The following is a 17,172-nucleotide window of genomic DNA, read 5'->3' as shown; positions in this document are numbered from 1 at the left end:
AGACGGCACAGATCACCAGAAGCGGCAGATGCGTATTTCTCATAGTAAAAACACCTCGCACAGTAGCAGGGCGGCACGGCATGAGCCCCGTTACTATCGGAACACGGTATCCGGCCGGATTAATGCGTTCCGATTCCTGCCGGAGTCCGTGCATCCGGGAAGAATACGGATCTCCTCGAGCGTCACCGATACCTACACTACCTCTGCGGGTGATGCCACGGGAATGCCCGCACTTGACGTATACTTCGAGACCGACCGGCTCGGCGCGGCTATCGCACCGTGGCTCGGGGTCATCCCCGCATTCTTCCGGCTGACCGTCAGGCCGGGAAGACCGGAATTCGCCTACTACTGGCCGAACGATCCGAACTGGTCGGACTTTCCGTTCCCGATGCACGAGGGCGTCGCCTATATCTTCAGCGGCGACGGCCTTGCCGCACGGGCGGCCGGCGGGGCGTTCCGTCTCCGTGCGGCGATCAAGGTGATGAGCGGAGAACTCACGCGTCCTGAACTCGTTGCTCTCCGCATCTGGCACGAGCTCCTCCACGCCGTCGGCCAGCCTGCCGACGATATGGTGCCGCTCGCGGACCGCTGGCTCCCGCCGGAGGGGTTTGCGGGGTTTACGAAAGAGCGGGAGGCGAAAAGAAGCGTCGATACGAACTACTGGCAGCAGCAGTTCTATCACTGGCTCACCCTCCGGGCGATCGACGATGAGGTGCGGCAGAAGAAACCCGCTTAGAAGTCTCCGGCAACCACGACATAGAGCTCCGCCGTGCACTCCGGAGGCTCTGCCGCCGTGCCGAGGGCGATCCGTTCGTCGGGGTAGCCGAGGTTCTCGCAGACGGCGATCTTCGTCGCGGGGGGGAGCGCCCGCACCAGTTCCGCAAGGGAGAAGGCCGGGTCGGCGATGAGGAAGACGATCTTCCCGCGGTTCACCTCGCGCCCCGCCGTCTCGACGGCGTGGGCGTGGTCGCGGCCGTGGGCGGCGACGGCCGCCGCCCGGGTGAGGGGAAGGCGAAGACGGGCGAAGGCAACCTGAAGCGAGGAGATGCCGGGCACCACCTCGCCCGGGAGATAGCCGAGCCCCGCGAGCATGGGGTCGCCCGTCGAGAGGACGACGGCATGGGCGGGGAGTTCACGGAGCCTTTTGTAGTCGGTGATCGTCCGCACCTCGCAGTCCTCCGGGATGTGGGAACGGGCAAGGGCGATAGCGCGGTCGGAGCCGTAGATGAGCCGTGCTTCCCCGAGAACCGCGATAGCCGCCTCGGTGAGCATGCCCGGCCCGCAGCCCGTCCCGACGATCTTCATGCGCTCTCCCCGATGATCCTGCCGTCCCGGTCGACGATGACCACCCGGACGTCCGGGTGACGTCGGGAGAAATCGGCAAGTTCGCGCTCTACGACCTCGTGCCACCCGTCCGAGAGCGAGAGTTCTTCGACCGTTGCGTAACCGGTTCCCGCGAGGATACCCGGGTTGACGAACTTCATGATCAGACCGGGAAGGCCGCAGAGGACGACCTCCCCCCGGGCAGAGGCGAGTGCTTCGCGGATCCTGCTTCCTACCAGCACGACCTCGTAGTCCGGGAAGAAGAGCCGCGAGTACCGGAGGCCGAGCCTGCCGGTCGTCAGCACGACCCGTTCCGACCGGGCGACCCGGTCGAGCACCGTCTCCTCGAGGTGGTCGTCCCAGGGCTCGACGAGGCCGGTCGACCCGAGGATGGAGATGCCCCCGAAGATGCCGAGCCGGGGGTTGAGCGTCAGCTGCGCCGTCTCCGCCCCGCGCGGGATGCTCAGGATGATCGTCGCCCCGGCAAGGTCGGTCTCGTCGAGCGCCTCGCGGATCGAGCGCTCGATGCACGCCATCGCCGGCCCGCTGATCGCAGGCTCGCCCACGGCATGCCGGGGCGTCTCCCGGGAGAAACTGCCGATCCCTTCACCGGGAACGAAGTGAATACCCGACGAACCCGGCATCGCGTGGGCGGAGAACTCGAGCCCCGCGGTCACGTCGCCGGGATAGTCGCCGGCATCTTTGAAGCAGGATGCGGTGCCCCGGTAGGCGTCGACAGGAACGGTCACGGTGAGGCTGCAGGGAAGGGTGACCTCGACCTCTGCGACATCGGTCCGCGCAAGAGAGAGAACCGCCGCCTTGCATGCTGCCGCTGCGGTCGTGCCGGTCGTGTAGCCCCGGCGGAGCACCGCCCCTGACGAGGTGAGGATACAGAGCCCCTGCTTAACAAGGGGCAGTTTATCGGGCTCGCTGCAGGCCGCGACCCAGGTATCGGGGTATGAAAAATCAGTCACCGGATCTTTCATCACGGTCACGCTCGGCGTGGATGGTAATAATCTCGTTCATCGCGGCAACCGCCACCGGCGTCCCGCCCCGGGTGCCTTCGTTCGAGACCGAGGGGATAGCGATCTGCCGGAGCTCCTCCTTCGACTCCGCCGCATTGACGAACCCGACCGGGGTGCCGACGATGAGCGCCGGACGGATACCCTCGCGGATCATATCCGCGATAGCAAGGAGCGCCGACGGAGCGTTCCCGATGACGACGATCGCGCCCGGCAGGCGATCCCGCAGGGCGAGGAAACCGGCGGACGTCCGGGTGATCCCGCGTTCCCGTGCAATATCCTCACCGTAGTCGAGCGCGCAGATGACGGGGCTTCTATGCCCCTTCTTCAGGATGCCGACCTGCACCATCCGGATATCCGTAATGATGACGGCGTTCTCCGAGAGCGCACGCACGCCTGCTCCAATGGGGTCATCGACGAACCGCATGAGATCCGCCATCGCAAAGTCTCCGACCGCGACCGAGACCCGCTGCCGGATACGGTCTTCGGGCGTCTCGTTCCCGACCGTGCTCCGGGCGAGCGTGCGGCTCTTGACCGATATCTCGTACGCCTCGCGGGTGGTTGCACCGAGATCAGTATACGTATTTCCGGTGGTAGCCCCGCGGGGTGATAATTCCTCTGACATCCTGACCCATCCTCCACAATCTGCTCTCTTCGCCACCGATAATGACGATCGAGTGCATATCCACAAAATCAAACCGGTCCGGGAACTCTTCCAGCGTGGTCACCAGGGACTCTTCACTCTTCCGGAAAGCGTCCTTCACCACACCGACCGGAGTCGCCGGGGCGAGGTGCCGCCCGGCAATCGAGATGGCCTTCGCGAGGTTGTCGGGCCGGCCGTTGCTCCGGGGGTTGTAAACGGCGACCGGCACGCCCATCCGGAACGCGAGGTCGAGCCTTTTTTCGATGACCTCCCAGGGGGTGAGCAGGTCGGAGAGGCTGATCGTCACGTAGTCACCGGAGAGCGGCGATCCGAGCCGCGAAGCTGCGGAGAGCGCCGCGGTCACGCCGGGGATAACCTCGACGGCGACGGGCGAACCCGACCGCTCGACGACCTCGAGGACGATGCTCGCCATGCCGTAGACCCCGGCATCCCCGCCGCTCACCATGGAAACGACATGGTTCTCCGCAAGCTCGAGCGCCTTCTTCGCCCGCTCGACCTCCCTGCCCATCGAACTTCTGATGACCTCTTTCCCGGAGAGCAGCGGCTCGACGAGATCGAGGTAAAAGGCGTTTCCGATGACGTAATCGGACTCCGCTATCGCCCGAAGAGCACGAGGCGTCATCTGCTGCAGGTTTCCGGGCCCCGTGCTGACGATGGAGAGCCGGCCTTCTTTCTTATCGTGCGACTGCAACGGTAACACTTCCATATATCTGTTTTTCCAGTATCAGTTCTCTTCGCTTCGAGACGGCGAGGGCGCACGGTTCGGCAACCCCGGCAAGCCCGATGAGCGACGCCCGCGAGGGGCCGATACCCGTCTCAGCGTTGATCGTCATATCGTCGACGAATACCAGATTCCCGCCAAGATCATCGACGGCCTTCAGAAGGCCGGCCTCGTTTCGCTTCTTGACCGTCGTCGCGTAGACGAGGACCTCATCGGGGGTTATGCCGATCGAGCGGAGCGCTTCCTGCACCGCCGCGGTAACCGCACCGGCAGAGGCGCCCTTCCGGCACCCGACGCCGACGACGTACTCCCCCGCCCGGACGAGGAAGGAGACACCGGGCGCCGCGACCACGATCCCGGGCCCGGTGACCGCGTAGAGCGGGATATCGGCGTCAAGGAACGCTGCATTAACCATGCGGGTCGAGTTCCGGTTCACGATGTCGCAGGAGGCTCGCTCTGCAATCCCCTCCACCGACTCCCGCCCGAAGACCTCGGTGGCGGTGGTGATCACAGGCTCGATACCGAGCTCTGCGAGCGCACGGGCAAGATCGTTGCCGCCGTGGTGGCCGCCGAGAATCGGGACGGCGTAGCGGAGATCCGGGCTGACGACAACGACCGCAGGATCGCGCCATTTGTCGGCGATGAGCGGCGCGATCTGCCGCACCGCGATCCCGGCGGACATCACGGCGACGATCCGCTTATAGCGGCCAAAAGCCGATTCGAACGCATCGGGGCTGTACAGCATGCAATCAGCCGGGAGAGCTTCTGCAATCCGGCGGGCGGCATCTTCGAAACGGTTGAGCGCAATGACGACCGTATCGGTCATGAGTAGAGGACCGACCTCCCGAATCCCGAGGTGGCGGGATCGACGACCCTGCCGATGACGATGAGGGCTGTCCGCTCGATACCGGCGCTGCGGGCTTTTTCGGCGATATCCCCGACCGTTCCGCGGACGATCTTTTGGTCAGGCCACGAGGCGTGGTAGACGACCGCCGCAGGTGTCTCGGGAGGATACTCCACCTTCGCGAGCACCTCTTCCATCTTCTCGGTCCCGAGGAAGACCACCATCGTCGATCCGTGCCGGGAGAGCTCCCGGATCTGATCCGCTTCAAGGGTGGCGCCTGCCGGCCGGGCGACGATCAGGTTCTCCGAGACGTCGCGGAGGGTGAACTGCGTCTTGAGCGCCGCCGCCGCAGCGAAGAGCGAGGAGACGCCGGGGACGATTTCGGCCTCGACACCCCGGGCGGCGAGCCTCGCCATCTGCTCGACGATCGCGCCGTAGAGCGCCGGATCTCCCGAGTGGAGCCGGACGACCCGTTTTCCGGCAGCCGCATGCTCCACCATGGCGTCGACGAGTTCGTCGAGGGTCATACCCCAGCTGTCGAGCTTGACGGGTGCACCCGACCGCTCCACGAGTTCCGGGTTCACGAGCGAACCCGCGTAGATCAGGACGTCCGCCTCCTCGAGGAGGCGCATCCCCCGCACCGTAATAAGGTCGGGGGCTCCAGGGCCGGCACCGACGATGTATATCTTAGCCATGCAATCGCCTCGCGAACATAATGCTGAAGTAGTCGCTCGTCTCGGGGAGATCGTTCGAGCGGTAGACCCGCTGCCCGTCCATGAACATCCGCTCGACGAGAACGAACTCGGTATACCCGTCCCGGCGGAGCTCTTCGGCCATCGCCGCGGGTTTCCGAACCTTCATGAATATCCGGGAACCGGGTTCCGGCCCGTCGGAGACGATAAAACCGCCCGCCACCGGGACGCCCGCCACCGACGCAAAAGCGGTTATCGAGCTGATTCCGGGATCGGTGGAGAACTCGATATCGGGATGCTTTTCCGCGATCATCCCGCAGAGGCGGGAGAAGGTCGAGTAGAAATTCGGATCGCCGATGATCCCAAAGACGGCAAGCCCCTTCTCCGCCGCAGGGGCGATCCGGTCGGCGTTCCTCTCCATACACTCGAGAATATACGCTTCGTCGCTAGTCATCGGAAACTCCAGGATCTCCGCGTCGTCACGGTACGGCCGGACGAGTTCGTACGCGAGCTTCCCCGGGACGAAGACCGTATCCGCCTCCCGGAGCCGGCGCACCGCACGCAGGGTAAGGAGTTCCGGATCCCCGGGCCCGAGCCCCACGCCTACGAGCACGCCGCATCGCCTCCGACGATGATATAGACGGGATTCTGCGGCTTGAACATCACGCCGCCGGCGATCTCCGCCGACCGGGACACCTGCAGGTGGACGGCTTCACGGAAGATCCCGAGCCGCTTCATGCTGCAGATCGCTTCCGCGAGCGTCTCCACCATAACGGCGTTCACCACGATCGTTCCACTCACCTTCTCGGAGAGGAGATCGAGCACCTCGGGGAGGCGACGGGAGCCCCCGACAAAGGCGCAGTCGAGCCGGTCGATCCCCGCAAGGAACTCGACCGCATCACCCTCAAAAAAGTCGATATTCACGGCACCGGCCTCTGCTGCCGCCTGCCTCGCGTAGGCGATCGCTTCTGCCCTCCGGTCGACCGCATAGACCCGTCCCGCCACCAGAGATGCGGCGATCGAGACTTTTCCTGTCCCGCATCCGATATCGGCGATCCGATCCCCCGCCCGGATTCCGAGTTTCCGGAGGGAAACGGCCATAACCTCATCCTGCGTAGGTCCTCCCTTCAATCCCATAGCATCCCTTGCGTAAGATAAATTAAACTTGAGTTAACGATTAATTCTTTGAATTATGGAACGCCGAAGCTAATATGTCTACTGATCCGCCGGGGATACCGCCATCACACCTTCCGGCGCCGGTTTTTCCTTCACGCAGACGGCGCCGGAGGACGACGTATGGGGATACGGAAACCACGTCCATCCGATAATCAAAGTAAAAGTTTTTGGAAGTGCAACAACAACATGATACCGATGCTCACCATAAACCGAGATATATGTGGATACTGCGGTTGCTGCGTTGCAGTCTGCCCCGAGGGTGCGCTCGAGCTGATCGACGCCTACCTCAACCTCGAAGGAGACTGCATCTCCTGCGGCATCTGTGCACGGGCTTGCCCGCTCGGCGCTCTGGAGGTTGTCCATGAAGAGTAACTACGATATCCTCGTCGTCGGCGGCGGGCCGGCCGGGGCGCTCGCGGCAAAGACAGCCGCCGAGGCCGGGCACTCGGTCTGCCTCATCGAAAAGCGGCCGGCGATCGGCACGCCCGTCCGGTGCGCCGAAGGTATCGGCAAGGAACTCTTAAAAGAGTTCATCGAGCCCGATGAACGCTGGATATCAGCGGATCTCCAGCGCGCCAGGATCATCGCGCCGAACGGCGCCACCATCAGCCTCGACCAGAGCCGTGCCGGCAACGAGGTGGGGTACATCCTCGACCGGAAGGTCTTCGACCGCGAACTCGTCTGGCGTGCCGCCGAAGCAGGCTCGGACGTCTTCGTCAAGACCCGTGCAGTCGCCCCGATCATGGAGAACGGTGCCGTCAAGGGCGCAAAGGTCATCTCCGCCGGTAAAGCGATGGACGTCTCGGCGGATCTCGTCATCGCCGCCGACGGCGTGGAGTCCAAGTTCGCACGCTGGGCAGGGCTCAATACCACTGTGCCGCTCGGCGAGATGATGAGCTGCGTCCAGTACCTCATGACCGATATCCCGATCGACCCCGTATCCACGGACTTCTATCTCGGCAGGGAGATCGCCCCCGAAGGCTACCTCTGGGTCTTCCCAAAGGGCGACCGGACGGCAAACGTCGGTATCGGCATCTCGGGACGGCAGAGCAGGGACGGAACGAGAGCACGCGACTACCTCGATCGGTTCGTCGCCGAGCATTTCCCCGGCGGCAAGATCATCGAGCATATTGTCGGCGGCGTCTCGATCTGCAGACCGCTCCCGTGCACGGTGGCCGACGGCCTCATGGTGGCCGGCGATGCGGCGCGGGTCGTCGACCCGATCACCGGCGGCGGTATCTTCAACGCAATGTTCACCGGCAGAATGGCGGGTCAGGTCGGCTCAGAGTGCGTATCGGCGGGTACCTGCACAAAGGACGCCCTGATGAAGTACGACGAGGCGTGGCGTGCATCCTACATGGGCAAGACGCTTGAGCGGAACTACAAAGTCAAGGACTACTTCATCACGCTCGACGACGCAAAACTCAACGACCTTGCCGGATCGCTCGCCAATATCAATATGGAGGAGTTCAAGGTCTCGACGCTCATCATGGAACTGATAAAGCGCAACCCGAAGATGCTCCTCGAACTCCGGGCACTCAAAAACTCAATCGCCTGAGCGCTTGAGCTGCTTGTTCAGCAGTTTCAGCGTCTCATTCTCGGCATCTTTTTTCGTAAATACCGTAATGTTGTCCCCGGGCCGGATCCTGACCGTGCCGCTCGGGATGATAAGGTCGCCTCCGGCACGCCGGATGGCAATGAAGACGAAATCACGGACGTCGAGCTCGCGGATCTCGTGGTCGACGATCGGCGCTCCCTCCTCCGCGACGATCTCGAAGATCGTACCGCCGGGGATGGACGCGAGCTGCTGCATGTTCGGGTTCTTCGCCCAGTAGTACATCCGGGTGGCCACGAGCTCGTCGGGGTTCTCGCTGATCTTCACGCCGACCTCCTTGAAGAGTTCGGAGTGCGCCTTCTGGTTGACGATGGAGACGACGTTCATGACGTTGTAGCGTTTCGCAAGCCAGCAGGTCATCAGGTTCACCGCATCGTCGCTCGTCGTGGCGACGAGCGCATCCGCCCGCTCGATCCCCGCATCCTCGAGGACCGATTTGTCGGTGGCGTTTCCGGTGATGGCGAGGACATCGTAGTGCTCGAGGGTGTCGCTGGCGCGTGCCTCGTCCTGATCGATGACGACCACGCTGTCACCGGCTTCGACCGCAATCGCCGTGAGGTTCCGCCCGATGCCGCCGAGGCCAACGATGATGGTGTACATTCCATCTCGATTCCATCATGAGCATTAAAATACCTTCCGAAAGAAATGTCTGTATACTGTGATATGCGGGGTGGACGAAGCGGGAAAGGGCTCGGTGCTCGGCCCGATGGTCGTCGCGGCGGTCGGGTGCGGATCGCTCGATGATCTGGACGCGCTTCCCGTCAGGGACTCGAAAGGGCTTACGGCAAAGCAGCGGGAGCGCCTGTACGAGGTTATCGTCAGGGATTTCGCCGTCGCCGTCATCACCATCGACGCCGCAGAGATCGACGAGACCAGAAGCAGGATGAGCATGAACGCATGCGTCGCCGAGCTCCACGCCGAGGCGCTCACCGGCCTTCACCCCGACTGCGCATACCTCGATGCCTGCGACGTGAACGCGGAGCGGTTCGGCCGGACGGTCGGCGGGCACCTCAATTTCCCCTGCCGTATCGTCGCCGAGCATCATGCCGACTCCGTGCACAAGATCGTCGGGGCGGCGAGCATCGTCGCCAAGGTCACTCGCGACCGGGCACTCCGGGATCTCGCGGTCGAGTACGGCGATATCGGCAGCGGGTACCCGTCGGATCCAAAGACGATACGGTTTCTCCGGGAGTATATGAAACTGCACGGCCTGCCTCCCGCTTGTGCCCGGAAGACCTGGAAGACGGTGACGAACCTCTATCAGAGAAGTATCGTCGAGTTCTGAAAGATAGGGCGGTGCAGCGCCGAAACTTCCGGCAAGGCTTAAGGCGCACCCATGCCTAGATTATATGATGAGCTGGTTGCAGATACTCATTTTTCTCCTCGCCGCCTACCTTCTGATAGCCGGATACATACGCCGGAGAGGGCTGTTTGCGGACCGTATCTCCTTTTATGGCCCGATCATGGCCGTCAAGAGTTCAAACGTCGGGTTCTTCGACATCTTCAGGCGGGCAACTCCGCTGCTCCGGGTATACGGGACGTTCGGCGTCGGGATGGTCGTGCTGGTCTCGATCTTCATCTCGCTCATGCTCTTCCTCTCGGTTCAGATCACCCTCATCCTGCAGCCCGAGCCGATCGGGATCTACGAACCGCAGAATATCCTGCTCCTGCCGGGGATCAACGAGTTCGTTCCCTCGACCTTCGCCGTCTGGATCGCCTTCATCCTCACGATCGCCATCCACGAGTTCGGCCACGCGATCCTCTGCCGCGTCGAGAATATCAGGGTAAAAAGCGTTGGAGCGCTCATCGCCGTCATTCCGATCGGGTTCTTCGTCGAACCCGACGAGGAGGATCTCGAGAAGACCCGGGGTCTTCCGAAAGCACGTATGTTCGGCGCCGGAATCACAAACAACATCGTCATCGGGGTCATCTCCCTGCTCCTGATGATCGCCGTCGCAGGGCTTGCCGTGCCTGCGGAGACGCCGGTGATCCAGGGGGTCTACCAGGACTACCCCGCCGCGATCGCCGGTGTTCCACCGGGTTCGATCGTCACCGGGGTCAACGGGATCGACGTCGCGAACCGTGAGGATATCTCCCGCGTCCTCGCCGGCACACAGCCCGGCGATCAGGTTACGCTGACCGCAGCAGAGGACGGAACCGAGCAGCAGTACACGCTCACCCTCGCAGAGTGGCCGGAGGAGTTTGGAGAGAATCCCACAGGGTTCATGGGGATCTACTACTACGACGCCCCCGCCGTGATGCAGACGATAGAGGGGCTCGCAAGCCCCCTCGGCTTTCTCCAGATCCTGACCGTTCCCTTCGATACGAGCTACGGCGGCCAGATGCTCCGGATCCTCGCCTTCGATACGCCCGACCAGGCGTACTACCAGACGCCGTTCCCGGCGTTCTGGGAGGTCGTCCAGCTCCTCTTCTGGGTGGGCTGGATCAACATCAACGTCGGTATCTTCAACGCCATCCCGATGGTTCCGCTCGACGGCGGCTATATCATGCGCGAAGGGGTCGAGCGCGTCCTGTCGTGGCGCGGCCTCTCCCGGTTCACGAACCCGGTGGTGAGCAGCGTCAGCTGGGCGATGTTCCTGATGCTCATCTCGCTGATCGCGCTCCCCTACCTCCTGCACCTCTTTTAGATCTGCCCCTCTTCCCCTGTTTTTCTAACCTGAGCAGGCGCCGGCCGCGATAGCTCCGTGGTGAGATCCGTCTCGATACCCTTCGCCGCCTCCTTCACGCCCTCGATCTCCTCCTCTTTCGGCAGCTCGCCGAGGATGCTCTCGTCGGCTATCGCCGCCCCTTCCGTCACCTCCGGCATCTCTTCCGTGGCGCCGAGATACGACGAAACCTGCTTGACGAGGCTCGAGAGCTCGAACGGGAAGATTATCTTCGTCGCCTGCCCGTCGGCCATCATCTTGAGCGCATCAAGCGAGAGGACGGTGATCGCCCGCCGGTCGAGCGGCTTTGCACCGACCGAGATGATCCGCAGCCCCTGCGCCTCTCCCTGCGCCCGGAGGATCGTGCTCAGGCGGTCGCCCTCGGCACGCAGGATCTTGCTCTGCCGCTCGCCCTCGGCCTCGAGGATGATGCTCTGACGACTTCCCTCAGCCCGCAGAATGGCGGAACGCTTCTCGCCGTCGGCACGGAGGATCGCCGCTCTCCGCTCGCGCTCGGCGGCGGTCTGCTCGGTCATCGCCTGCTTGACGGCACCGACGGGGTCGACCTCTTTTATCTCGACCCGCTCGACCTTCACGCCCCAGGCGTCCGTCTCGCGGTCGAGGATATCCCGCAGGCGTGCGTTGATGACGTCACGGTTATAGAGCACCTCGTCAAGCTCCATATCCCCGATGATGCCGCGCAGGCTCGTCTGGGCGAGGGCAACCGTCGCCGACCGGTAGTTCATCACCTCGAAAAACGCCTTCTCCGGGTCTATCACCCGCACGTAGACGATCGCGTCGACGTTCGTCGGCGAGTTGTCCTTGGTGATCACCTCCTGCGACGGGACATCCATCACCTCGGTGCGGAGGTCGAGCTTCTCGACCACGGTGACGAGCGGGATAACCCACCGGAAACCGGGGTTCATTCTGCCGATGTACTGACCGAGCCGGATCTCGAGACCCTGCTGGTACGGCTGCACGATCACCACACCCTGCGCGAAGATGACGATGATGACGATGATCAGGAAGATGGTGATTATCCCGGTTACCGGGAAGAGTCCTTCAGTCGGAATCATATGCTCTCCTTCTCCTCAACGACGATATGCACTCCCTCGGATCGGACGACGATAACTCTTTTCCCTACCGGGATGGTTCCGCGCACCGACCGGGCGCTCCACTCGCTGCTCCCGATCGTCACCTTGCCGGCGATCGTCTCCTCGTCCACCGTCCGCACGACCATCCCTTCCTTTCCCGCCAGAGAGTCGCGGCTGATCGTCGTCGGCATCCGATCCGGCGTCAGTCTGCCGTAGGCCCAGACCGTGATGAGCGCTGTAGCGATGGCGGCAACGACCCCGATGACGAGACCCAGGACCGAGCTTAGGATATCGACGCCGAGCAGCAGCAGGATCCCGAGGATGATCAGCACCGTTGCGGGGACGGCGATAAAAAAGCCCGGCTGGTAGACCTCAATCAGCAGCAAGACCGCTCCGAGCACGATCAGAACCCAGCCAAGAGCGATACCTTCCGCAAGCATGATCGAGAATAGGTGCCTGCGTATAAAAATGTCGTGGGGCGGAGGTCACCCGAGATCCATTACCTTCGTGATCCCGGGCGGCACGGTGCGCGAGACCGCGAGCGGGACGCTCTCTACGGGAGCGATAGTGACGACGAACCGGTCGTAGGGTGCGAGCGGGCGGGCAGGATATATCAGGAGTTCGAACTGTTCGCCGGGTTCGAGCAGGGCGTCGCCGTCCGCCGTTTTACCGGGGATCCTGTGGAACTTGTTGAGGATCGTCCAGTTCTGCGGGCGAACCGGAACTTCGGTCGTCATCTGCAGGAGTTCTACGTCGTTCTTCGCGGAGAAGGTCACCTTTGCCCGCTCCATATCGACTGCACCCATATCCCCGACGAGAAGGCCGACCGTCACCGAAACCGAACCCATTCTGCCGGGGTCGGGACGAACGCAGGAGAGCACCGCGTCGCCGACGCTCCCGCTCGCGAGCGCGTAGCCGTAGACATCGCCGACGACGACCAGCGTCCCGCCCGTCTCATCGAGCGCGGAGACGACCATGCCGCCGGGAACGGCCGGTGGTGCGGTCAGGTGCTGCACAGCCATCGCGACGACAAGCACCGCGACGGCCAGAAGAATGATCCCTTCGAGGACGGTCAGTCCCCGTTCGTTTTTATCGAGTTTCATCGTGCACGCTCCCGGCCAGGTTCATGCGGGTGAAGAGTTCGGGAGCGCCGAACGACACCCAGGCGGCGGCCGTTGCCGCCCGGAGATATATGAGGACGTACGCTGCCAGGCTCTCGCCTCCCGGGATGGCGAGGCCGAAGACGTACCAGATCACACCGGTCACGCCGATGCCGACGGCGTATCGTGCAAGCAGAGGGCCGGGGCGGCGTTCTACGGCGCACATGCTCCCCGTACGCGCCTGTGCCGCACCGCCCGCCGCAAACCCGAAAAGCAGCCCTGCCGCGACGATACTGTCCCGGGGGAAGAGCGGATCGATCGGCTCTCCCGAGCGCTCGAGCGCTCCGGCCTTCCACGCCTCGGGAACCTGCCAGTCACCGAGGGCGGCGAGAGCGAGACCCGAGAAGGCGAGCAGGACGAGGGATGCTGCAAACGCCAGCAGCACCTGCCGGGGAACCGTCAGTCTTGCGAGCCGCAAGCCGACCGGATCTTCGAGGCGGAGGAAGACAGCGAGGACGGCGAGGCCGACCAGCCACCCGGCCACGGTATCCATCGGGTAGTGCACGCCTTCGTAGATCCGCGAAACCCCGATCAGGATAACGAGGACGGCGGCGAAGAGCGAGAACCACCGCCGCCGGATATTGGCGGCGAGATACCCCCAGAACGTGACGGCTCCCTGGGCATGCGCCGACGGAAGGCCGAAGGAGGGGTAACTGTTCAGTGCCGCGACCTCGGGGCTGACCCAGTACGGGCGGGGCATGTGGAATACCGTCTTGAGTACATCGTTCACGCCCCCGCTGAGCCCGAGGAGGATGCCGAGGCGGAACCCGAGGCGGGGGTCGCGGCACCAGTAGAAGAAAGGGATGAGCAGCAGGTAGAACTCAGGCTGGCCGAGGAAGGAGAAGAGGCGCATAGGTGCGTCGAGCGAGGGGGAGAGGCTCTGGAGCATCTGGATGATAAGTATCTGCAGATCCATGTACGACCTCTTTTCCTCCGATCACAGGTTACTCACTATATGCGGCCCGTACAGCATCCCCACGTAGGAGAGGGCAAGGGCGACGAGGACGGCTCCGACGACCGCCGCAAGCTGGAGCAGGATGCCGCCCGCAATCCGGAACGCCGGGACGGTGAACGAGAAGACGGAGAAGAGAAACCCTCCCGTGAACGCGAAGAAGAGCAGGACGAACAGCGATATCTTCACCGACTGAAAGATCACCATCCGGCGCTCGGGCTCCCGCATATCCTCGAGGAGCGCCGTCGATACCGCCGTCGTCGTCGCCGGGTTCATGATAGCAATAACCGAGGCGAGAGCCACGAGGGCGAACTCGGCCAGTCCTTTCATCCCGGGCAACGCTACCATACCTGATTCACTCCTTTCACCGGGGCGCCGTGGCGGTCCCGCCGACACCCGTACTGCTACGGGGAGTTATAAGTATCATACGGTTTTGCCGGGCAGACGGGCCTATCGAGGAGAAGAGCAGAGGATCAGGGGTTCTTCTGCATGACGGTGAAGGTGTCGAGGAGCGACTTTGTCAGTTCCGCCCCGATCGACGGCCGCGTAGACTCGAGCCAGAGGAAGAAACCGGCCATATGCGGCGTGCGGCGGCTCTCGAACTTGAACCCGCCGGACTTGTCCGGCACCATCTTGAGATACTCCCGCTTGTCTCTCGCCCGCAGATAGATGATCGGCTTATACTCCGGGAGATTGACCGCCAGGATAACTTTCGAGAACTGTTTCGCGATCGCTTCCGGGTCGTATCCCTTTCCCTTGATCTTGATCGGGTGATGCTGATCGAGCATCTTGACGGCGGAGGGATACAGCCCGCCGAGGAGGATCTTCTTGACGATAGGGGGGATCTCGTCGGGTGTCCTGAGCGCCTCGATACCGCCGTTCCCGGTTACGGCCTGGATGATGCTCTGGAGCCGTTCGTCGTGCAGTTCCTTGTAGTCGAACGGCCGGCGCGGTTCGATCTCGCTGATCGAGATCATCTTCGGGTTTTTGACCTGCTGCTTCGACGGAACCTTCCGGAGATCACGCGGTTTGATGAGTGCCTTGAGATCCTCGCAGGTCGGGGTGGTCAGAAGGACGTTGTCGGGCTCCTTCATAAGCCGCCGCACCACGGCGGTGCGGGAGATATCGACGGAGGAGATCAGCAGGAACGGCACGTTGGCCTGGCCGTAGAGGTAGCCGAAGAGGCGCTTTTTATAGTGAATCTCCTCCTCGAGCTCTTTTAAGTCCGCCGGGGAGGTGATGATCTCCCCGAACGCGAACGCCCCGGTATGATCGACGAGCACCAGATCGACCTCGGCAAGGTCCTGCCCGTTCCCCCGGATCTTGATGTCGCCGATATTTGAGTAAAAGATACCGTTCTGGCCGAGCTGAGCACGTTTCGGCCTCCCGGGTGCATCGGCTCCACGCTTCACCACCGACCGGATGAGGTCAGACTGCATCGAGAGGTCGAGGATCATCTCGTAGACGATCGCCTCAAACCACCGCCCCTCGGCGGTCCGCATCTGGGGAATATCTTCGGAGAAGAGTTTCTGCCGATCCGCAGGGCGGAGGTGGCGGAGCGCCCGCATTATCGTCGCACGCGTCGGTTGAACGGTGCCGAAGGCCTTATTGAGCCAGGTAATCATCTGCAACATTTTCGCAACACACAGGTTCTCTTGATTGTATTCTATCCTATTGAGTTTATATATGGTTGGTCCGCACGAAAGGAAATATCATCCCATCTCGGATAAAAAGGTTCGTGCGTATCGGGTGGACGAGAGCGCCCGTACCGGAAAGCCGGGCGCCCTCCACGGCGGATCGATCAGGCGAACCTGACGAAGTAGCAGGCACCGGAGTGCCGCCGCTCACCTGGGGCGAGGGCGCGAAGTATCGGATCTGCGTGCTCTTCGCAGACGTTTGCGCCGCAGCAACCGAGTATCTGGCACCCGATCGCCCGCTTTCCACAGACCGAACAGACTTCGTCGTTCATACGGCCGACCCTGTAGCAGGAGTAGGTGATACAGGAGTAATAAGTATTCTCTCAGCTGCCCACCGGGTCACTCGAACCTGAGCGCCTCGATAGGCCTCAGCCGCGACGCCCTCCAGGCCGGGTAGATGCCTGCGGCGACGCTCGTCGCGATGCCGAAGAGCATGCCGTAGAGGATATAGACGAGGCTTGACGGGGCGAAGAGGAACTCCGGGCGCTGGAGCACAATGGCGTTCACCAGGTACCCCGTCCCGACGCTCATCACGCCGCCGACGATGCTACCGATGATACCGAGGATCAGCGCTTCGTAGAGGAACATCGCGAGGACATCCCGCTGCCGGGTGCCGATGCTCCGCATCACCCCGATCTCCCGCGTCCGTTCCGCTACCGACATCATCATGACGTTTAGGATGGAGACACCGGCGACGACGAGGGAGATGCTCCCGATGGCAAGAGTAAAGACCGAGATCTGCTCGAAGACCGCAAAGAGGCTCTCGAGGATCATACGGGTATCCATAACGTCGACCACCGTCTCCCGCCGGTTGAGCGTCTCCTCGATAGCCGACTTCACCTCGTCGATATCGTTCACGTCCCGGACTTTGACGATCACCTGGTCGTAGCCCTCTTCACCGTAGAGATCGCGGTACCAGACATCAGGGACGATCAGGGCGGAATCGGGGTTGATATCGAAGCCGACACCCCGTTCGGCGATGATCCCGACCACCCGGACGCTGTTCGAGGCGTTGCTGCCGACCTGAACGCGGCTTCCCGGTTCGAGACCGAACTCCTCTGCAAGAGCGCTCCCGGCAAGCGCGCCGGAACTGCTCCGCGGATAGATCCCGTCCGCAAGGTCGAGGAGGGGCGGCATATCCTCGACCGGCATGGCATAAATCACCGCCGCCCCGGTCTCGCTGCCGACGACGATACGGTCGCCTCCCTGCGAGAGCGGGATTACCGTATTCTGCCCGACCGCCCGTTCTATCCGCTCGACCTGCTGGTCGGAGAGGGTATTGCTCGTGATGCCGCCGCCCCCGGGAGGGCCGGGACCGTTCCCGGCGGCGGCACCGGTATGCGGGGTGACGATGACGGTATCGCCGACATCCGAGATCGTCTCCGTGATCGAGAGGACGAGACTGTTGCTGAGGATCCCGAGCGACGCGATCGCGATCACCCCGATGACGATCCCGATGACCGCAAGAACCGAACGGAACCAGTGGAGCCTGATGTTCCGCCGGGCGAAGTCGAAGAAGATCATGGAGCCTCCGGAAGGGTGAGGG

At 62.9% G+C, this 17,172-nt stretch carries 22 protein-coding genes; 5 read left to right on the top strand and 17 right to left on the bottom strand.

Going from position 1 to position 17,172, the window contains the following annotated elements:
- Positions 1 to 223: 223 nt before the first annotated feature.
- Positions 224 to 736 carry a hypothetical protein gene (locus ABH15_RS03415; protein ID WP_128692949.1) on the top strand — a complete coding sequence of 171 codons (513 nt, stop codon included), beginning with the start codon at positions 224 to 226 and terminating at the stop codon, positions 734 to 736.
- On the opposite strand, the gene ABH15_RS03410 is transcribed toward ABH15_RS03415, so the two are convergent.
- Genes ABH15_RS03410 through cbiT form a run of 8 tightly spaced genes read right to left on the bottom strand, consistent with a single transcriptional unit; the run spans position 733 to position 6,403 of the window.
- The gene (locus ABH15_RS03410) at positions 733 to 1,305 is read right to left on the bottom strand and encodes a cobalt-precorrin-7 (C(5))-methyltransferase (protein WP_128692948.1); all 573 of its coding nucleotides are present in this window, start codon (positions 1,303 to 1,305) and stop codon (positions 733 to 735) included. The two genes, ABH15_RS03415 and ABH15_RS03410, sit on opposite strands and share 4 nt — an antisense overlap.
- A complete protein-coding gene (locus ABH15_RS03405; protein ID WP_128692947.1) occupies positions 1,302 to 2,309 on the bottom strand; it encodes a cobalt-precorrin-5B (C(1))-methyltransferase in 1,008 nt (335 codons plus the stop codon). Before ABH15_RS03405 ends, ABH15_RS03410 begins: the two co-directional genes overlap by 4 nt.
- Entirely contained in the window at positions 2,290 to 2,970 is a 681-nt protein-coding gene (locus ABH15_RS03400; protein ID WP_128692946.1) for a precorrin-8X methylmutase, read from the bottom strand. The genes ABH15_RS03405 and ABH15_RS03400 overlap by 20 nt, the downstream gene beginning before the upstream one ends.
- The gene (gene cobJ, locus ABH15_RS03395) at positions 2,918 to 3,715 is read right to left on the bottom strand and encodes a precorrin-3B C(17)-methyltransferase (RefSeq protein ID WP_128692945.1); all 798 of its coding nucleotides are present in this window, start codon (positions 3,713 to 3,715) and stop codon (positions 2,918 to 2,920) included. The genes ABH15_RS03400 and cobJ overlap by 53 nt, the downstream gene beginning before the upstream one ends.
- Entirely contained in the window at positions 3,684 to 4,556 is an 873-nt protein-coding gene (cbiG, locus tag ABH15_RS03390; protein ID WP_128692944.1) for a cobalt-precorrin 5A hydrolase, read from the bottom strand. The genes cobJ and cbiG overlap by 32 nt, the downstream gene beginning before the upstream one ends.
- Positions 4,553 to 5,269 (bottom strand): precorrin-4 C(11)-methyltransferase, encoded by a 717-nt coding sequence (gene cobM / locus ABH15_RS03385; RefSeq protein WP_128692943.1) that lies wholly within the window; start codon positions 5,267 to 5,269, stop codon positions 4,553 to 4,555. The genes cbiG and cobM overlap by 4 nt, the downstream gene beginning before the upstream one ends.
- Entirely contained in the window at positions 5,262 to 5,879 is a 618-nt protein-coding gene (locus ABH15_RS03380; protein WP_128692942.1) for a cobalt-factor II C(20)-methyltransferase, read from the bottom strand. Before ABH15_RS03380 ends, cobM begins: the two co-directional genes overlap by 8 nt.
- Positions 5,870 to 6,403: a precorrin-6Y C5,15-methyltransferase (decarboxylating) subunit CbiT gene (gene cbiT, locus ABH15_RS03375; RefSeq protein ID WP_128692941.1), complete on the bottom strand. Its 534-nt coding sequence runs from the start codon at positions 6,401 to 6,403 to the stop codon at positions 5,870 to 5,872. The genes ABH15_RS03380 and cbiT overlap by 10 nt, the downstream gene beginning before the upstream one ends.
- A gap of 234 nt (positions 6,404 to 6,637) precedes the next feature.
- Here cbiT and ABH15_RS03370 point away from each other — a divergent pair, with 234 nt between their 5' ends.
- Together ABH15_RS03370 and ABH15_RS03365 are read left to right on the top strand one after the other, a co-directional pair.
- A complete protein-coding gene (locus ABH15_RS03370; RefSeq protein WP_128692940.1) occupies positions 6,638 to 6,814 on the top strand; it encodes a 4Fe-4S binding protein in 177 nt (58 codons plus the stop codon).
- Positions 6,804 to 8,000 (top strand): NAD(P)/FAD-dependent oxidoreductase, encoded by a 1,197-nt coding sequence (locus tag ABH15_RS03365; RefSeq protein WP_128692939.1) that lies wholly within the window; start codon positions 6,804 to 6,806, stop codon positions 7,998 to 8,000. The genes ABH15_RS03370 and ABH15_RS03365 overlap by 11 nt, the downstream gene beginning before the upstream one ends.
- Here ABH15_RS03365 and ABH15_RS03360 read toward each other — a convergent pair.
- The gene (locus ABH15_RS03360; RefSeq protein ID WP_128692938.1) at positions 7,989 to 8,657 is read right to left on the bottom strand and encodes a potassium channel family protein; all 669 of its coding nucleotides are present in this window, start codon (positions 8,655 to 8,657) and stop codon (positions 7,989 to 7,991) included. The two genes, ABH15_RS03365 and ABH15_RS03360, sit on opposite strands and share 12 nt — an antisense overlap.
- Before the next feature lie 70 nt (positions 8,658 to 8,727).
- On the opposite strand from ABH15_RS03360, the gene rnhB reads away from it, so the two are divergent.
- Both rnhB and ABH15_RS03350 read left to right on the top strand, forming a co-directional pair.
- Positions 8,728 to 9,342: a ribonuclease HII gene (gene rnhB, locus ABH15_RS03355; RefSeq protein WP_277749818.1), complete on the top strand. Its 615-nt coding sequence runs from the start codon at positions 8,728 to 8,730 to the stop codon at positions 9,340 to 9,342.
- 67 nt (positions 9,343 to 9,409) lie between these two features.
- On the top strand, positions 9,410 to 10,705 hold the full coding sequence (locus ABH15_RS03350) for a site-2 protease family protein (RefSeq protein WP_128692936.1): 1,296 nt from the start codon (positions 9,410 to 9,412) through the stop codon (positions 10,703 to 10,705).
- Here the strand turns inward: ABH15_RS03350 and ABH15_RS03345 are convergent.
- From ABH15_RS03345 to ABH15_RS03315, 8 genes are all read right to left on the bottom strand, one after another.
- Complete coding sequence (locus ABH15_RS03345) at positions 10,702 to 11,799, bottom strand: SPFH domain-containing protein (protein WP_128692935.1); 1,098 nt, start codon at positions 11,797 to 11,799, stop codon at positions 10,702 to 10,704. The two genes, ABH15_RS03350 and ABH15_RS03345, sit on opposite strands and share 4 nt — an antisense overlap.
- Positions 11,796 to 12,257 (bottom strand): NfeD family protein, encoded by a 462-nt coding sequence (locus tag ABH15_RS03340; protein WP_128692934.1) that lies wholly within the window; start codon positions 12,255 to 12,257, stop codon positions 11,796 to 11,798. The genes ABH15_RS03345 and ABH15_RS03340 overlap by 4 nt, the downstream gene beginning before the upstream one ends.
- A gap of 45 nt (positions 12,258 to 12,302) precedes the next feature.
- On the bottom strand, positions 12,303 to 12,920 hold the full coding sequence (locus ABH15_RS03335; RefSeq protein ID WP_128692933.1) for a hypothetical protein: 618 nt from the start codon (positions 12,918 to 12,920) through the stop codon (positions 12,303 to 12,305).
- Positions 12,907 to 13,893 (bottom strand): phosphatase PAP2 family protein, encoded by a 987-nt coding sequence (locus ABH15_RS03330; RefSeq protein WP_128692932.1) that lies wholly within the window; start codon positions 13,891 to 13,893, stop codon positions 12,907 to 12,909. The genes ABH15_RS03335 and ABH15_RS03330 overlap by 14 nt, the downstream gene beginning before the upstream one ends.
- A gap of 21 nt (positions 13,894 to 13,914) precedes the next feature.
- Positions 13,915 to 14,277, bottom strand: coding sequence for a MarC family protein (locus ABH15_RS03325; RefSeq protein ID WP_128692931.1), 363 nt, complete (start codon positions 14,275 to 14,277; stop codon positions 13,915 to 13,917).
- 125 nt (positions 14,278 to 14,402) lie between these two features.
- On the bottom strand, positions 14,403 to 15,563 hold the full coding sequence (locus ABH15_RS03320; protein WP_128692930.1) for a hypothetical protein: 1,161 nt from the start codon (positions 15,561 to 15,563) through the stop codon (positions 14,403 to 14,405).
- A gap of 167 nt (positions 15,564 to 15,730) precedes the next feature.
- Positions 15,731 to 15,898: a hypothetical protein gene (locus ABH15_RS13585; protein WP_164913620.1), complete on the bottom strand. Its 168-nt coding sequence runs from the start codon at positions 15,896 to 15,898 to the stop codon at positions 15,731 to 15,733.
- Between the two features lie 67 nt (positions 15,899 to 15,965).
- Positions 15,966 to 17,150: an ABC transporter permease gene (locus tag ABH15_RS03315; RefSeq protein ID WP_128692929.1), complete on the bottom strand. Its 1,185-nt coding sequence runs from the start codon at positions 17,148 to 17,150 to the stop codon at positions 15,966 to 15,968.
- Positions 17,151 to 17,172: the final 22 nt, after the last annotated feature.

Source organism: Methanoculleus taiwanensis (assembly GCF_004102725.1).
GTDB classification, from domain to species: domain Archaea; phylum Halobacteriota; class Methanomicrobia; order Methanomicrobiales; family Methanoculleaceae; genus Methanoculleus_A; species Methanoculleus_A taiwanensis.
Note: the sequence above shows the minus strand (reverse complement) of the source record. Positions and strands in the feature narration are given on the sequence as shown.